We start from the raw sequence: 16033 nt of genomic DNA on the forward strand, positions 1-16033 counted from the left end.
AACTCCCATACTCTCAGTCTTTCTGCCGATCCCGTCATGGCCCGGGGTGCGTGGCCACAATGGGGGAATGACGTTCCTGCCAGATGCTTTGTACACCGAGATCGAGCATTCGATGCCGATCGCCTGCGTCGACTTCGTTCTCGTCAGTGAGTATTCGGTCTTCTGAGGGCCGCCGTTATTGAGGTCGGGGGCCGGGCTTGCGTCGACGCGTTCGTGTCCGTGAGGGCCACCCGATGTTCGGGTTGAGGGCCATCGTTTCTAGGCTCCTTCTGCCGCGTGGCCTATCACGCGGCAGAAGGAGTGATTCGGATGGTACGCAAGATCAGAGCGAAGCTGGTGCTCCGGCTTCGGGCGGAGGGGCTCTCGGGGCGGCAGATCGCAGCGCAGGGCATGTCGCGCACGAGCGTGGCGGCGGTCATCGACGCCGCTGTTCGTGAAGACGTGGGTTGGGACGACATCGCCGATCTTGAGGAGGCGGCGGTCTATGCACGCCTGTTCCCGGGTCGTGGTGAGCACGACAGCGTCTACGCACAGCCGGACTGGGAGAGGATGCACCGAGAGTTGGCTCGGGTCGGGGTGACGCTCAAACTGTTGCACGGCGAGTATCTCGACGCCTGCCGGGTCGAGGGGTCCCCGGCGATGGGTTACGACCGGTTCTGCAAGTCCTACCAGCAGCACGTCCTCGTCGCCGGGGCGGCGTCGCGGGTCGGCCACAAGGCGGGTCAGACGGTCGAGGTCGACTGGTCGGGCAAGACGATGCAGCTCACCGACCCGGCCACAGGGCAACAGACTCGGGTGTTCGTGTTCGTCGGGTGTCTGCCGTTCTCGCGGTTCGCGTTCGTCGAGCCGACCCTGGATATGAAGCAGGACACCTGGTTGCGCGCGCATGTTGCGATGTTCGACTGGTTCGGCGGGAGCGTCCCTCGGGTCGTCCCGGACAACCTGAAGACCGGGGTGATCAAACACCCTGCCGAGGGCGAGGTGGTCCTCAACGACGCGTATCGAGAGCTCGCGGCGCACTACTCGGCGGCGGTGCTGCCGGGGAGGGTGAAGAAGCCGAAGGACAAGGCGAGTGTCGAGAACACCGTCGGCAACATCGCGACCTGGGTGATCGCGTCCCTCCGCGACACGCAGTTCGGCACCTTGCCGGAGTTGCGCGCGGCGGTCTATCAGCGCGTCGCCGCATACAACGCTGAGCCGTTCCAGAAGCGGCAGGGCTCCCGACAGGGGGTGTTCGAGGCGGAGGAGAAGCCGCTGCTGCGGCCGTTGCCGGCGACGCCGTTCGAGATCTCCCGGTGGGTCTATAGGCGCCGGGTTCAGAAGAACGGGCACGTGGTTTGGGAGCGGAACTTCTACTCCGTCCCTTACCCGCACATCGGCCGCGGTGTTGATCTGCGGGTCACCGACACCACGCTCGAGGTCTTCGCTGGGGACCAGCGGCTGACTAGCCACGTCCTCGCCCCGATCGGCGTCGTGAACGAGTATCGGACACATGACGGTGACCTACCTGACGGCCCTCGCTACCGGCAATGGGACGCCGCTCGGGTCAGGGAATGGGCGGCCCGGATCGGGGTGAACACCACGACGGTGGTGAACCGGATCTTCGAGTCCGTGCCCGTCGAGGAGCAGGGCCTGGACGCGGCGTTGGCGGTGTTGCGACTGACCCGCCGCTACTCCGCGGCCCGGGTCGAAGCCGCCGCCGGGATCGCCTTGACATCCCGGGTTCGGTCTCCGCGCTACGCGCACCTGCGGCCGATCCTCGAGACCAGACAGGACGACCCCGACTCCCGTGACGCCTGGTCGACACCAGCGAGAACGGCGGAGCCGGCCGGGTATGTTCGCGGCGCGGACTACTACGCGGGAGGCACCCGATGAGCCGCATCGATTCGGAGACGAAGCGGAAGCTCCGTGAGATGCGCGTTACGGCACTGGTCGACGCGTTCGAGGTCCAGGACGACACCCTGACGCTGGGGATGGTGTTCGAGGAACGCATCAAGCTCGCCGTCGATGACGCGCACGCCACGTTCAGCCATTCCAAGGTCGAGGGGCTGATCCGGCGCGCGGGGTTGCGTTACCCGAACGCGGACCTGCGCCGGCTCGATCTGCTAGAGCAGCGCGGCCTCGATCGGGGTGTGATCGCGCAGCTCGGGACCTGCGCGTTCATCACGAGGCAGCAGAACGTCGTGTTCCAAGGGTTCACCGGATCGGGGAAGTCCTACCTCGGATCCGCTCTCGCGAAGCAGGCCTGTCAGCACCGCTACCGGGCGCACTACGTCCGCATGCCCGATCTCGAAGAGACCTGGGCCGCGGCCCGGGATCGGCCCGGCGGGAAGGAGAAATGGCTCCGCAAATACGCTGCGTTCACGCTGCTCGTGATCGATGAATGGCTCCTCGACCCACCCGCCGATGACGTCCGCAGCATGCTGCTCGAGCTCCTCGAACGGCGCTACGACACCACCTCGACGGTGTTCTGCACCCAATACGCGAAGAAGGACTGGCACCAGAGGCTCGGCTCCGACGTCCACGCCGACGCGATCATGGACCGCATCGTGCACAACACCATCTGGATCGAGACCGGCAGCACCAACATGCGCGAACACACCGCCACCGCCAGCTGACCCGGCGCCGGTGAGCGCCCGTCACCTCGGCTGGCGCTCACCGGCAATATCGCCTGGCCCTGAACTGCAATATCCCCTGGCCCCGAACCGCAATAATCACTGGCCCTCAAACGTCCGAATACTCATCGTCAGCCCGCCCCGCAATGCAGGTGCAGCGCAGCGGGTGGGGCTCATCCTGCGGCATTCACCGTACGGCGAGGTGTGGTGTCACCTCGGGGGTCGCATCCAGCGCGGTGAGACCATCGCCGACGCGCTGAGGCGCCACGCTCGCGAAACCCTGCAGATCGACATCGAGCTGGCGCTCGAGCCGCAGCCCGTCGATGTGTTCCAGTGGTTTCCGGCCGAGGTCGCGCCGGATGACGGCACGCCGTACGGTGACGATGCCCGCAAGCATGCGATCGGCCTCTCGTTCATCGTCGAGCACGAGGGCGCGCCCACTCCTCAGGGCGAGGCGCTCGATTTCGCCTACTTCTCGCTGGACGAGCTTCCCGAGCCGCTATGGCCGGGGTGCGGGCGCCTGCTCGGGCGCCTGTTCAGTGCGGGACCCCGTTACTCGCGCAAAGCTCCCACGTGATCGCGATACCAGGCGACGGTGCGTTCGAGTCCTTCTTGCAGACCGATCTTCGACCGCCAGCCAGCATCCGCCAGCTTCGACACGTCAAGCAGCTTCTGCGGCGTCCCGTCCGGCTTGGAAGTGTCCCATTCCGTCTCCCCGGAGAAGCCGACCACGCCGGCGATGGTCTCGGCGATCTCACGAATCGTCACGTCCGAACCGGTACCGACGTTGACCTGCTCAGGTCCGTCGTAGTGCTCCAGCAGGTGCAGGACCGCGTCGGCCATGTCATCGGAGTGCAAGAACTCGCGGCGGGGCGTGCCTGTGCCCCAGTTCGTGACAACCTCAGCGCTGGCCGAGGCTGCTTCGTCGTAGCGGCGGATCAGGGCAGGTAGGACGTGCGACCCCTGCGGCGAGAAGTTGTCGTTGGGACCGTAGAGGTTGGTCGGCATCGCCGAGATCCAGGGAAGCCCGTACTGCCGGCGCACAGCCTGCGTCTGCAGGATGCCGGCGATCTTCGCGATCGCGTAGGCATCGTTGGTGGGCTCCAGGTGCCCCGTGAGCAACGAGTCCTCGCGAATGGGCTGCTCGGCGAACTTTGGATAGATGCACGACGACCCGAGAAACGCGACTCGCTCAACATCGTTGGCGAGGGCTGCGTCCAACACGTTCACCTGGATGCGCATGTTGTCGCTCAGGAAGTCGACGGGGTACGTCGAATTCGCGAGGATGCCACCGACCTTCGCCGCGGCCAGAACCACGTACTTCGGCTTGATCTCGGACATGTACGCGAAGACGGCATCGCGATCCTTGAGGTCGAGTTCTGCCGACGGCTTGCCGACGATGTTCTCGAACCCGGATGCCTCGAGCTTGCGGACGATCGCGGATCCGACCAGGCCCCGGTGCCCGGCGACGTAGAACGTCGCGTCGCGGTCCAGTTCGCTCGGCGTGTACTGGACACCATCGACGGCTGTCATGCCGTCGCCATCTTCCACGAGTCCAGGTTGACGGTATCGATCCACGGTGTGCCGGCGTGGCTGATCGCTTCGATGTCCGCGTCCACCATGAGCTTGGCCAGCTGGCGGCCGTCGACGGTCGCCTTCCACCCCAGTTCGGCATGCGCCTTGCTCGGGTCACCGATCAGTGCATCAACCTCCGTGGGTCGCAGATAGCGCTCGTCGAACCGGACGTGCTTCTCCCAGTCGAGACCCGCGTGACTGAAGGAGATCTCGAGGAACTCGCGCACGGTGATGCCGACCCCGGTCGCGAGCACATAGTCGTCGGGGGTGTCGACCTGCAGCATGCGCCACATGCCTTCGACGTATTCGGCCGCGTAGCCCCAGTCCCGAACGGAGTCGAGGTTTCCCATGTAGACGTAGTCCTGCGTGCCGGCCTTGATCGCTGCAACAGCGCGCGTGATCTTGCGGGTGACGAACGTCTCGCCACGACGGGGTGACTCGTGGTTGAACAGGATGCCGTTCACCGCGAACATGTCGTATGCCTCGCGGTAGTTCTTGGTGATCCAATAGCTGTAGAGCTTGGCCGCGGCGTACGGAGAACGGGGGTAGAACGGCGTCGTCTCGCTCTGGGGCGGCGGTGTGGCGCCGTACAGCTCGGACGATGATGCCTGGTAGAAGCGGGGCTGAACACCCGACATACGCACGGCCTCGAGAAGCCGAATGGTCCCGGTGCCCGTGGTGTCGGCCGTGTGTTCTGGCTCGTCGAACGAAACGCGCACGTGCGACTGCGCGGCGAGGTTGTAGACCTCGTCCGGGTTGATCTCGGCGAGGAGGGTCACGAGACGCGCGCCATCACTCAGATCGCCGTAGTGCAGGAACAGCTTTGCGCTCGGGTCGTGAGGGTCGACATAGAGATGGTCAATGCGAGACGTATTGAACGTCGATGCACGTCGGATCAGACCGTGCACTTCGTAACCTTTGCCGAGCAGGAGTTCCGCGAGGTAAGAGCCGTCTTGACCCGTGATGCCAGTAATAAGGGCTCGCTTGTTCAAAATCAGTTCCACCGTTCATGTGTGTTGTGCGGATAAATTATGAATTGTGCTTCTACGAACTGAGGCTGCGCAGTACGTCTGCTCTGTTATCGGCCTGCATCAGTTCACAGTGGAATCCTGAGTCGACTGGCTCGGATCGTCCGTCCGGGGGACAAGGGCGCGCGCGAAATCGTGTGCGTCGGCCAACTCCCGTGGTCGCTGTGGGGGGCTCTCGCGGAGGAACGCATCTATCATCCCGCCAATCCCGTCTACGGTGAGAGTGGACCAAGACCCGCACTGCAACCTCGCCACGTCCCGTTTCAGCGCCGGCGCTCCGGCCGCGAGTACGGTCGTTCCCAACCGCGCTGACTTGCCCAAGATTCCGGAAGGGCCGTCGGTTGAGTGCGCCAGGACTGCCGCGTCCACCGAGCCGATTGCTGAATCGATCTCGCTATCTGTCAACAGTCTATCGAGGACGATTACCCGCCCACCGGCCCGTGTGATCTCATCCAGAAAAGGTTGTGCGCGCTTCAACTCTTTGGGTTCCACTTTACCCGCGACGAGGAGACCCACTTGGCTTCCTGCGTGCGTCGCCAGCGACTGAGCAATTAGGGGAAGGTTTTTTCGAGCGCTTACGTTGCCAAATACGCCGAACCACGTAACCTGCGCCTCGACGTTCTCCCGCTGCCTAAACGCGGCGATGTCTGCTGCCGAAGTCGCAATGTCGATCGGGTCCGGTGCCGCAGGAAATCCGCGCCAAACGTATTCGCGCGAGCGCGTCTCCGCGGGTACTAGGACAACGACCCGGTGGCCGCGAGCACGCAATCCCCACATGCCCGCCAACTTCGCCAGATCTCTCAAAATCACGGCTGGCGAAACAGTTGGGAACGATGGCCGGCGCATGATAAGAATAGTCGCTGCCGGAATCCCTCTCGCGAAGAGAAGGCGAAGCGCGTATTTATCACCCTCGAGAATCACAAACTGCGCCGACGGGTACCGTAGATTGGCTTGCCGCAGATTGGACGTAAGCCAAGCAAAATATCCCGGCGCTCTATAGTCCTTAAGGTGGCCAATATCGACGACGCGTGGCGGCGTCCGCCGCGCAAGGATGTGCGTCGCGTATTCCTCACTGGCGAGGGTGTCAGAGGTGGTCGCGAGTACGACCTGGTCATGGGCCTGGAGGATGGCGCGGGCGTATAACATCCGGTGACCCGTATAGTTCGGCTCGAGAATAACTAGTGTTTGTGTCATGGGTTCCTCCGAAAAAGGCCTCCGCGAGTGAAGGTGAAACCGGCGCGAGATGCTCGCAATCGAGGGCTCTTCGGCCACATCACATTGCTGGTCCGACCTCATTGGCTCGCCGAGCGGGTGCAGCGGGTACGCCGACAACTGTGAACCCGTCGGGCACATCTCGCGTTACGACCGAGTTCGCGCCGACGGTTGAGCCCGCGCCGACTGTCACGTGGCCAACAACTTTTGCACCGGCGCCGATGGTTGCCCCGGCCAGGATCGTGGGCGAGAGATGCGGTGCAGAACCGTCGGCATACTTCTCCCCGAGGGTCACCTGTTGGAGAAGGGTGCAATGCGCTCCAATGACGACGCGGCCGCCGATCACGATCCCGTTCGGATGTTGGATCATCAGGCCTGGCTCTGCTCGGCAACCTGGAACGAAGTCCGCGCCGAGCGTAGTCAACGCGATAAAACGAAATAGCGAGGCGGTCGTTCGTCGACCGCGGCGAGCTGCTCCTTCGATAGAACGAAAGTAGTAGACGGCGAGTAGGCCCGGGCTAGCAAAGCAAGCTCGGGCAAACTTAAGTCGCGTGAACTTCTGCTGGGGGCGGTATCGTTCAAAGTCTTTCGCCAAGACTGCCCATTTTCGCATTTCAGTGAACGTCCTTTCTCCATGCCAACACGAGAGAAGCGGCGACGGCGCCGTGCATTAGCACGAAGGAGACCGCGAGGCCAACGATCCCGAAGATAGGCCCGAGAATTGCCATCGCGGCGAGCCCAGCGACCGAGCAAAAGATCATGATGAGGGGGACACGCAATGGAGTCGTAGTCCCGTAGAACCACGCCAGATGGATTTGCGCAATTCCCGAGAGCCCCGCTCCTACAAAAACAGCCGCAATCATGGGAGTGCTCTGGGTGTATTCGGGCCCGAATAGGATGAGCGTTATCTGGGGGCTGAGGAGGGCGAGGCTTGAAACTGACAGAGCTATCACAAGTACTAACCGTCGCGCGCGCCGAAAGACATTCAGGCGGCTATTCCGGTCAGGTGTACGTGCAAGTTCAGGGACAAAGACTTGCATCATGCTAGTGATGGCAACGTTGATCGGGTTCGTGAGCCGGGCGGCGGGGGCGTAGAACCCAGTCAGCGTGACACTGGACGTCAGCGAAATCACCACGCTGTCGAGCTGGGAGATCTGCGGGCCTGCACTGGCGAGGGCGAACGGCGCGTTGCGGACCAGTGCCACCTTGATCGGCAGAGCGCGGCCCGCCCGCGCGGCAACAGCGATCAGATAAAAGGCCACGCCGCTAACAGCCGCAACGGCTCCAGCGATTAGCACCCCGTCTGCCGTCGGGAGAACAAAGATTGGAATTAGCGAGGCGCCTCGTCGTGCGAGCAGCGCCATCGCAGCACGTCCCGATTGCAGTCTGCCTTGCCAGACGACCACCGCCGACTCCCCGAAAGACTCGCCGACTGCCAACAAGCAAGCCGCCAGGACTAGCTGTGAGTTGTAGCCAACGCCGAAAATGGCCCATGCCGACGCAAGAAGGAGAGCAAGGAGAGCCACGGCAGCCCCACGGCTCAGGAGAGAAAATCCGAGGTAGCCGCGCGCGTCAGGATCAGCCTTGAGTCGCAGGAACCGCGTGCCCATGCCGAAATCAATGATGCCGAAGACAAAGAGCGTGGCCGCGTTGGCAGTTGTAAATACGCCCATATCGACGGGTCGGAGTACGCGGGTGATTGCGATGAACAATATCGCCTGAAAGATGGCACCACCGAAGCGACTGCCGAATGATATTGCGTAACGCCTTATCAACACTGCCTCATAGGAAGGTCACCTTGGATCGACGCACGAGGGCTCAGAGCGCACCGCGGTACGCGGCGATCTGCCGGAGGAGCCATTCCGCTGGGGGCTTTGACTCCGCCCAGCGTGCAGCGGTCTCTGCAAGCGAAGGCCGGTTTTCGACCGCAGCAATCGCGTCGGCGAGCGCTCGCGGTGTCGGGTTTGCGACGGCGCCGCCGGCCTGCTCGATGATCAGTTCAAAGCCGGTCCCGGTACAGCCGACGGTGGGAACGCCGTAGCCAGCCGACTCCAACAGGACCGTTGGGAAGCCTTCCCCACGCCCATTTGACGCGAATATATGAACATCCGAAGCAGCGAAGGCGATCCGTGAGTCCGGCACGTGTCCCAGGAGGCGCACGCCCGGGTGGTTGTGATAGCGCCGGCGCAGAGCCCGCTCCATGGTGCCGGTGCCCGCAACTATAACTGAGTAGTTGGCCTCCAGCGCTGCCCTGATGGCGAGCTCGGGGCGCTTGCTCGGGGCCAGCCGGCCGACGACGGCGGCAACCCGGCTGGTGTTGGAAAGACCCAGTTGATCCCGGGCCGATTGTCGGTCAAGTCGTTCGCTTGTCTCGATGGACGTTTCGATAACGCGCAGTTCTGTGCCTGGATCCACCCGGGAGGAGATGCTCGCGGCGACCACGTGTGACACGCAGATTATGACGGCCGCGTGTCTTGCTGCGCGCCTGTAGAACGGCCGGATCAGCAATCCGAATACGCCACTTGGGAAGCGCCCGTGTTCGGTCCAAACCACCCGCCCAGTCTTGGCCAAGGCCCGGGAGAGCGTGATCTGCTCGCGCTTGAAGTGAAGTCCGTATGAGGCCGCAGGCGCTGATTTTACGGCGCGCAGAACATTGTGACGGTCCGGCCATAGCCTCAACAACGCCACCGGCAGCGAGCGGAGGGACCACTTCGGACCAACGCTCACGCTGTGGCTTGGGAGGCAAGCAGGCCACGGGCGCAGGTGCCCGATGAGAGACGTATCGAGTCCAGCTCGCGTCATATCGCAAGCAAGACGCGCGATATAGCGCTCCGCTCCCCCATCGACGCTTGTGCTTGCAATGATTGTGACTTTGCCCGCCGCCTGCGAGTTATCGCGATTCACGAGTTCGTCCTTGGTTTCCATGATCGTCTTTGCTGCCGGCTCCGAGTGCCGCGTGCGCGTAGGCCCGGACCTGAACTGACCTGGCATCCCAACTATTCGACTGAGCGACAACGAGTCGCCTATCGATCTCGTCGTTCGTTGGCGCGGCTGCGAGTCGGACCGTCTCGGCCACAAACTCGTCCGAGTCCCTCGTGACGTAGATGTCCGGCGCCAGAGGCGATACCCCCGGGAGAGCGGTGGCGACAACGGCTAAACCTGCGGCGAGGTATTCGAACGTCTTCAGGGGGCTCACCCCTCGTGTGTACTCGTTCAGGCGATAGGGAATTAGTCCGACACTCGCCGTAACCATCTCGGCGGCGAGCTCATCGAGGCTGAGCATGCCCAGATAGCTCACCCCGCTGTCGATGAGTGAGGAGAACAGTTGATGGTCCCGACCGCCACCCTCTGCGCGTGGTCCCGCCACACGAACGTCGAGACCGGCGCGAGCCAGGCGCTCTAGTAGTTCGTAGTCGACCTTCGCTGGGGAGAGATTTCCCGCGAAGATGACCCGAAGTGGTATGCGGGTAGACGTTTCCGGATGGGCGGCAGCGATCGTAGCCGTATCTGCCACGTTTTCCCACAACTGCACGTCCGAGAACCCGATATCGGTCAGGTGGGCCTGCACCACCTTGCTCGCCGCGGCAGATAATGTGTTCTTTGACGCGAGCCGCCGCTCCTCACGGTCGATGAGCGCTCCATCTATCCCCGGTACCTCCCCCAGCAGGTCGACGCAGTGGTAGACCGTGCCCTTTGCGGCTGACTCGAGGTCGTAGGTGGTAGGGGTGTACGCCCACAACAGCGTCGGCCCGTCATATCTAAGCCATGCTCGAAGGGTGTATCCGAGTAACCGTCGATTCAGTTTGGCGAAGGCCCCCGAGTGAATCGGCATGATCAATGGAGAAACGACGTCGAGCCGCGGTGGCCGGGGACGCCATGCTTCATTCGCTGGGGACACCTTCTTGCGCCTGAACGCTGACCGGAGGCGATCCAAGACTCGTCGAATGTCCCTCGTCGTCAGTTCCGGTCGGCGGAGGGCGAGCGACTCCACAAACGTGACACGCGCTCCTTCGATCTCGCTGAGCGCGCGGCTTACATAGTGCTGATTCGTGGCGATTGGTTGATTCCAATCTGCGGTGCCCAGCACGAGTATCCACGGTTCGTTCTCGCCGTCGCCTATCGAGCATGCGACCGTCCCCGGCGATGCCGATAGTGATGGGTTGGGCTCACTCATGCTCTTTTACCCATGCCTGGATCTCCTGTCGAAACCGGGTGACCGAGAGTGCCAACGTCCGTGCCCGCAGGGCTTCCCGGTCGACCGATGACGCCTCGATGAGTGCAGCACGCCACGCGCCTGGGCTGGATCCGGTGGTGATGGCGCCACCACGCAGCAGGTTGACGCTTTCTGCTGCTCCGCCCACCAGGGGGGCTATGACGGGCGTTCCACATGCCATCGCCTCGACTGGCATGATTCCGAAGTCCTCGATAGCTGGAAAGACGAATGCTGTCGATCGTTGATAGAGGGCGTACAGGAGGGCGTCCGACGGGCGGTCGATGATTCGAACCGGAATGGACGCGTCCTCCGCAACTCGTTGCAGCCTCGGAAGCTCGGGTCCGCTTCCGGCGAGCACGACTGGAATTCGTGTGGCCTCGCCGGCCGCGACCACGAGATCGAGGCGCTTGTATGACACGAACCGCGAAGCGCCGAGCAAGAACTCCGTCGGCAGTGATCCCAGCAACTCCGCATCCTCTGGCCCTAGGTGAGTCGCCCAGTCGCCTCCGGCAATCAGACGCTCGGTGTCGACGGGGGGATAGATCACGGCCGCGTCTCGGCGCCAGGCGCGGTCGATGCGGCTGCGGGTGAACTCGCTGTTTGCGGCCAGGGCCGTCGAATCGCCCGCGCGGCGACGGTCGATGGGTTTCAGGGTCGCGGCAACAAGGCGTGGCAAGAGGCCCGAACCTCTTGAATCTAGCTCCGGCTCCCATATGTACCGCGCCGGTGTATGCACGTAGACAAGCCTAGACAGATCAGGTTGCGTCCGGATTCGAGCGTGATGGGCAAAGAGGTGGGAGCTTATGAGCATCCAGTCGTAGTCCACCTCCGAGCGCATGGCCCGCCAGACCGCCGGGAGCATGGGAAGGGCAAGCGCTTTGTGTCGCCGAAATGGCGTTCTTGCCAGCCAGGATTCGGAACTCTTTACTCGGAAGCGTCCCGGTGCATCGTCCCAGAGCACACGGAGGTCGGCGTCCGGAAACGTCTCAAGGAATTCCTCGACTACCTTCTCCGAGCCCCCGGCGGACTCCACCCACTCATGAACCACAAGACCGGCCACTAGTGGGCGCTCTCGCCTGGCGCGAGCACGGCCTTGATCGTCTTGAACAGGATCGCCACATCGCCGATCAGCGACCAATTCTCGACGTAGTAGAGGTCCAGCCTTACAGCATCCTCCCAATCGAGTGTCGAACGACCGCTAACTTGCCAGAGGCCGGTGATGCCGGGGCGGGCGAGGAGGCGCCGCCGGGCAGCATCGGAGTACATGGCCACTTCTGCGGCAACCTGCGGGCGGGGCCCTACAATGCTCATTGATCCGGCTATGACGTTGAAGAGCTGGGGAAGTTCATCGACTGAGTACTTGCGGATGAACCGACCTACCCCGGTGATTCTCGGATCGTTGCGGACTTTAAAAAGTGGCTTTGTGGACGTGCCCTGTGAGGCTAGCAATCCCTCGAGCTCTTCGTTTGCGCCAACGCGCATCGACCGGAACTTGAGTATGTGGAAAGGCCGTCCGCCGAGTCCGATTCGTTCGTGTGCGAAGAAGATTGGACCTGGACTCGTCGCCTTCACGACGATCGCAACGACCCCGAGTACTGGCGATAGCACGATGGCAATCGTTATGGCGGCGCCCAGGTCGAATGCGCGCTTAACGAATCGCTGACCAGCAGAGAATCGCGGGGTCTCGACGTGGATCAGCGGGAGTCCCGAGACTGGGCGTGTGTGGATCCGCGGCCCCGCGATATCGGTAATACTCGGCGCGAGGACGAGGTGTTGTCTGCCCGCTTCGAGGCTCCACGATATCTGCTTGACCTTGTTCGGCGGAAGATCATCGGTGCTTGTAACGGCGACGGTATCCGCATGTGTCGCGGCGATCGCACTCTCGATAGCGTTGACATTTCCCATGATCGGAATGTCAGTGCCGTCGATGGTGTCGGCGATCTTGCCTGAGGGGACGCACGCGCCAACGACGAGGTAGCCGGCGCTGGACGCACGCTCGAGTTCGCGGGCGATCTGCGCGACGGAGTCGCGCGATCCGACCAGCAGCACACGCGCCGAGTATCCGCCAGTCGAGCGTTTGGCGATGAGCCACTGGCGCCAGAGCCATCGTTCGAGGACGAGAACCACGATTCCAAGGGGGAGGGCGATCAGAAGGTACCCGCGCGCGACATCAACCCGAGTAAGGAACGCGAGGATTGCAATCAAACCGAATACACCGACGCTCGCGTGAATCACGCGAATGTACTCGGTCGTGCCCTGACCGATCACTCGGTAGCTGCGAGAGTCAATCAGAGCAAGCGACCACATCCATGCCGCTACCAAACCCGCGGAGAATAGCCAGTACGAGATCTCGCTGAGTCGGACATCCTCACGGATGGAAACTTGGGCATTGCCTGCCCCGAACCACACCATCTGGGTGCCATAAACCACCCATATCAGCACGAAGAAGTCGCTGATCCGCAAGCGCCTGCCATATCGCTCACGCCAGCGTGGGTCAGCGGTGCCGAGCGACCTGATCGAGGAGGGGTTCGAATCAGAATCGGCCGGCTCCTTCGCCGGACTCGCCTTGCCTGACTCGGGCGACGTCGGTGTCGCGTCGATGTTAACACTCGACGTCACAAGTATTCTCCTGTAGCTCAGTCTCCCAGGAACGAGACTAACAGCCGCAGGTAACGGCAACGTTTCGTATGGACTGCGACGCCGCGATGTCGAAGTGAAGACCAGAGGGCGCCAGTCGCTCAGGGCGATGGCACGACGGCGATGGCGTCGTTCGACCACACCAAGGTGCCGCGCACCTCGAAAGTGATCGCCACCGGTTGGCGGGTGTCAACGCCTTCTGCGCAACCCGCGGGTGACGAAGGCTGTTCGACGTCCGAGACGAGATAGCGGGTGAGGGCCAGCCCCTCGCACCTCTCATCGACGTGGCCAACAATTACATCAGCTCCGTCAACAGCTACGGCGACTGCCGCGACAGCTGACAGTGGTGTCCAAGACTCCTCTGACCGGACAAAGGCCACGTCGCCACAGATGACCGCGGCGACGGACCGAACCGCACGAAGGCCCCTCGCCTCCACGCACGGGGCTGGGACCGAGATGCCCCCGAGGTGAACAGTTGACGAGGTGGTCAGGTCAATGAAGCGCGATCCAGAAAGAACTTCGGGATACGACTCCCAAAACCGGCCATTGGTAAAGCTACGAAGGGCCCGCGTCTCGCAAGCTGGGCCGATAGCTGCGATAGCCTCCACGGCATCCACCGCAATACCCTCGAGGGAGGCGACCTGCGCTATCCCCGTGTATAGGGGGGTTATGTCGACCCATGTGTCCCCCCCGTCGTTCGAACGCTCAACAACCGGCGTCACGCCACCGCAAGACCCCGCCACCCCGCGCCAGAGCGTTCCAGCCGCCGCGGACAAGAAGCGTTCCCGGTCCCTGGGAGTCGTCGATTCGGCAGTGGGTGTAGGCGTCGGAGTGGGCGAGTGCACGCCCAGATTGAACGTGGGCACCGGTCCCGGGGATTCGGATTGAACAGTAGGTGTGGCATGCTGCAGCGCGAATGCTGTCAACAGACCGACGCCAAGAGCCAGAAATACAAGCGCCACCGGCGCGATTATCCGAGCTCGCAAACTCCGACTGGCCAACTGAGCTACCGATGCTTTATGAGGCGGGGGTGGAACGGCGCGGGGGTGAATCAGTTGGCCCAGTCTGGGTATGGGCAGCGCTCCGCGCGGCTCCAGGTTGGTACAGGGGCAGTTGCGTGGGTATCGGCGCCGAATCGGGCATCGTCGGTGTGGCAGGCCTCCGGCTCGGTCCCAACCCGCTCTTTTTGGGTTGCCTGCGGGAGCTGCCGGTGGCTCCGTTCGACGCCACCCCGTACCCGTATGCATACCCGGCGCCGTACGTGTAGTAAGCGTCCGGGCCGCGGGTGGGCACCATGGACAACACAACACCAGCGATTTTGGCTCCTACGGTTTCAAGCGCGTCTACTGCGCCTGAGAGTTGATGCCTGCTTGTGTGACCCGCTGACACTACGACGATGGCACCGCTGGTTGCCTTCGCGAGGATAGCGCCGTCGGTTACAGGCAACAGCGGCGGAGCGTCGCACAGTACCACATCGAAGTCGCGCTCGAGCACCTCCAAGAGCGTATGCATCTGTTTTGAACCGAGCAATTCGCTGGGATTTGGAGGAATCTTTCCTGCGGGAAGCACATAGAGACTGCGTCCTCCCCACGGCAACATAACGTCGCCAATGCGAACCCGGCCGATGAGCACGTCTGTAAGCCCTGCACCGCCCTCGATTCCGAGGTATTCGGCCACCTTCGGCTTACGCAGGTCCGTGTCCAGTAGCGCGACCCGTTTGCCCGCGTCGGCGAGGGCTATCGCGAGATTGATGGTGGTGGTCGACTTGCCCTCGCTTGGAACACTCGAGGTTATGACGAAGCTTGATCGGCCGCCCATGTCCAGAAACTGCAGGTTAGTACGCAGCGCACGGAAGGACTCTGCGCGCGGACTCAGCGGATCGACGTGCACGATGAGCGGGCGTTCCTTCGCCTTCGGATCGAAAGCAATGGCCCCGATTAGCGGCCGGTCGGTCACAAGCTCCACGTCGCGCGGAGTCCGGATGCGCGTGTCGAGTACCGCCCGCAGCACCGCGATACCCACGCCCAGCGCAAGCCCCAGGAGCGCCCCCAGCGAGAGGTTCAGGGGGACATTCGGGCTGGACGGAGACAACGCGGGCAGCGCGTCCTTGACGCGGGTCAGCCGCACTGGGCTCGTGTCCGTGCCATTAGGGGTCTCGATCGACTCGACTGCACTGGTGAGGCTGGCTCCTAGTGCATTTGCTACGTCGGCCGCGGCGATTGCGTCATCGCTCGTTACGGTGATCGTGATGAGGGTGGTGTTCAGCGGGCTCGAGGCCGATACGTTCTTTGCCAATTCGCCTGCCGTGATGCCGAGACCGAGCTCGGCAATGACCGGATTCATTACAATCGGCGTGGCCACGAGGTTCGCGTAAGTTGTGACTCGCGACTGCGTGAAACTCTGGCCTTGTTGCAGTTCGCCGATCGTGCCGCCAGCCTGCGTCGAGACGAACACAGTGCTCTGTGCTTCGTACTGCGGACTGCGAGTGAGTGACCAGCCAGCAGCACTTCCGACCCCGAGCAGAGTAGCGACCACGATGATCAGCCAGCTCTTGCGAAGGATGCGGATATAGTCTGTGAGCTCCATGGTGCCTCTCGGTCGCGCTGAATCGGGGGAGCGCGAGCCTTCTTCATCCTGCCATAGGGCGCGACGGGGCCTTGTGGTCCCGGTTTGGACCCTTTGCTTACTGTTGTCTAGACGTGCTGATTTAGTCACGGCGGGATCGCCGCCATCGTTAGCCAGACGATGTAGAC

At 62.8% G+C, this 16033-nt stretch carries 13 protein-coding genes; 3 read left to right on the plus strand and 10 right to left on the minus strand.

Annotation, left to right across the window (positions count from 1 at the left end):
* The first annotated feature begins 309 nt into the window (after window positions 1–309).
* The 3 genes from istA to ABD655_RS04165 are packed head-to-tail and all read left to right on the plus strand — an operon-like array spanning window position 310 to window position 3192.
* Window positions 310–1875, plus strand: coding sequence for an IS21 family transposase (gene istA, locus ABD655_RS04155; RefSeq protein ID WP_344710377.1), 1566 nt, complete (start codon window positions 310–312; stop codon window positions 1873–1875).
* Window positions 1872–2618, plus strand: a complete 747-nt coding sequence (locus tag ABD655_RS04160) for an ATP-binding protein (protein WP_344710375.1) — start codon at window positions 1872–1874, stop codon at window positions 2616–2618. The genes istA and ABD655_RS04160 overlap by 4 nt, the downstream gene beginning before the upstream one ends.
* A gap of 10 nt (window positions 2619–2628) precedes the next feature.
* On the plus strand, window positions 2629–3192 hold the full coding sequence (locus ABD655_RS04165) for an NUDIX hydrolase (RefSeq protein ID WP_344711830.1): 564 nt from the start codon (window positions 2629–2631) through the stop codon (window positions 3190–3192).
* Here ABD655_RS04165 and ABD655_RS04170 read toward each other — a convergent pair.
* The 10 genes from ABD655_RS04170 to ABD655_RS04215 all read right to left on the minus strand — a co-directional run bounded on the left by ABD655_RS04170 (window position 3168) and on the right by ABD655_RS04215 (window position 15866).
* Window positions 3168–4148: a GDP-L-fucose synthase family protein gene (locus tag ABD655_RS04170; RefSeq protein WP_344711832.1), complete on the minus strand. Its 981-nt coding sequence runs from the start codon at window positions 4146–4148 to the stop codon at window positions 3168–3170. The two genes, ABD655_RS04165 and ABD655_RS04170, sit on opposite strands and share 25 nt — an antisense overlap.
* The gene (gene gmd / locus ABD655_RS04175; protein ID WP_344715666.1) at window positions 4145–5182 is read right to left on the minus strand and encodes a GDP-mannose 4,6-dehydratase; all 1038 of its coding nucleotides are present in this window, start codon (window positions 5180–5182) and stop codon (window positions 4145–4147) included. Before gmd ends, ABD655_RS04170 begins: the two co-directional genes overlap by 4 nt.
* Window positions 5183–5281: 99 nt before the next feature.
* Window positions 5282–6412 carry a hypothetical protein gene (locus ABD655_RS04180; protein ID WP_344711834.1) on the minus strand — a complete coding sequence of 377 codons (1131 nt, stop codon included), beginning with the start codon at window positions 6410–6412 and terminating at the stop codon, window positions 5282–5284.
* A 79-nt stretch (window positions 6413–6491) separates the two neighbouring features.
* Entirely contained in the window at window positions 6492–7043 is a 552-nt protein-coding gene (locus ABD655_RS04185; protein ID WP_344711836.1) for a serine O-acetyltransferase, read from the minus strand.
* A gap of 1 nt (window position 7044) precedes the next feature.
* Window positions 7045–8142, minus strand: coding sequence for a lipopolysaccharide biosynthesis protein (locus ABD655_RS04190; protein ID WP_344711838.1), 1098 nt, complete (start codon window positions 8140–8142; stop codon window positions 7045–7047).
* Between the two features lie 106 nt (window positions 8143–8248).
* Entirely contained in the window at window positions 8249–9355 is a 1107-nt protein-coding gene (locus ABD655_RS04195; RefSeq protein ID WP_344711841.1) for a glycosyltransferase family 4 protein, read from the minus strand.
* Entirely contained in the window at window positions 9321–10262 is a 942-nt protein-coding gene (locus tag ABD655_RS04200) for a glycosyltransferase (RefSeq protein ID WP_344711842.1), read from the minus strand. Before ABD655_RS04200 ends, ABD655_RS04195 begins: the two co-directional genes overlap by 35 nt.
* Window positions 10263–10596: 334 nt before the next feature.
* Entirely contained in the window at window positions 10597–11703 is a 1107-nt protein-coding gene (locus ABD655_RS04205) for a glycosyltransferase (RefSeq protein WP_344711843.1), read from the minus strand.
* Window positions 11703–13262 (minus strand): sugar transferase, encoded by a 1560-nt coding sequence (locus ABD655_RS04210; RefSeq protein ID WP_344711844.1) that lies wholly within the window; start codon window positions 13260–13262, stop codon window positions 11703–11705. Before ABD655_RS04210 ends, ABD655_RS04205 begins: the two co-directional genes overlap by 1 nt.
* A gap of 1035 nt (window positions 13263–14297) precedes the next feature.
* The gene (locus ABD655_RS04215; protein ID WP_344711845.1) at window positions 14298–15866 is read right to left on the minus strand and encodes a tyrosine-protein kinase domain-containing protein; all 1569 of its coding nucleotides are present in this window, start codon (window positions 15864–15866) and stop codon (window positions 14298–14300) included.
* Between the last annotated feature and the right edge of the window lie 167 nt (window positions 15867–16033).

The organism is Microbacterium terregens, from assembly GCF_039534975.1.
Lineage (GTDB): Bacteria > Actinomycetota > Actinomycetes > Actinomycetales > Microbacteriaceae > Microbacterium > Microbacterium terregens.

Bases quoted from the DNA above. Each gene is read 5' to 3' on its own strand.
- istA (WP_344710377.1), top strand. From the start codon at position 310: ATGGTACGCAAGATCAGAGCGAAGCTGGTGCTCCGGCTTCGGGCGGAG.
- ABD655_RS04160 (WP_344710375.1), top strand. From the start codon at position 1,872: ATGAGCCGCATCGATTCGGAGACGAAGCGGAAGCTCCGTGAGATGCGC.
- ABD655_RS04170 (WP_344711832.1), bottom strand. From the start codon at position 4,148: ATGACAGCCGTCGATGGTGTCCAGTACACGCCGAGCGAACTGGACCGC.
- ABD655_RS04180 (WP_344711834.1), bottom strand. From the start codon at position 6,412: ATGACACAAACACTAGTTATTCTCGAGCCGAACTATACGGGTCACCGG.
- ABD655_RS04185 (WP_344711836.1), bottom strand. From the start codon at position 7,043: ATGCGAAAATGGGCAGTCTTGGCGAAAGACTTTGAACGATACCGCCCC.
- ABD655_RS04195 (WP_344711841.1), bottom strand. From the start codon at position 9,355: ATGGAAACCAAGGACGAACTCGTGAATCGCGATAACTCGCAGGCGGCG.
- ABD655_RS04200 (WP_344711842.1), bottom strand. From the start codon at position 10,262: ATGCCGATTCACTCGGGGGCCTTCGCCAAACTGAATCGACGGTTACTC.
- ABD655_RS04215 (WP_344711845.1), bottom strand. From the start codon at position 15,866: ATGGAGCTCACAGACTATATCCGCATCCTTCGCAAGAGCTGGCTGATC.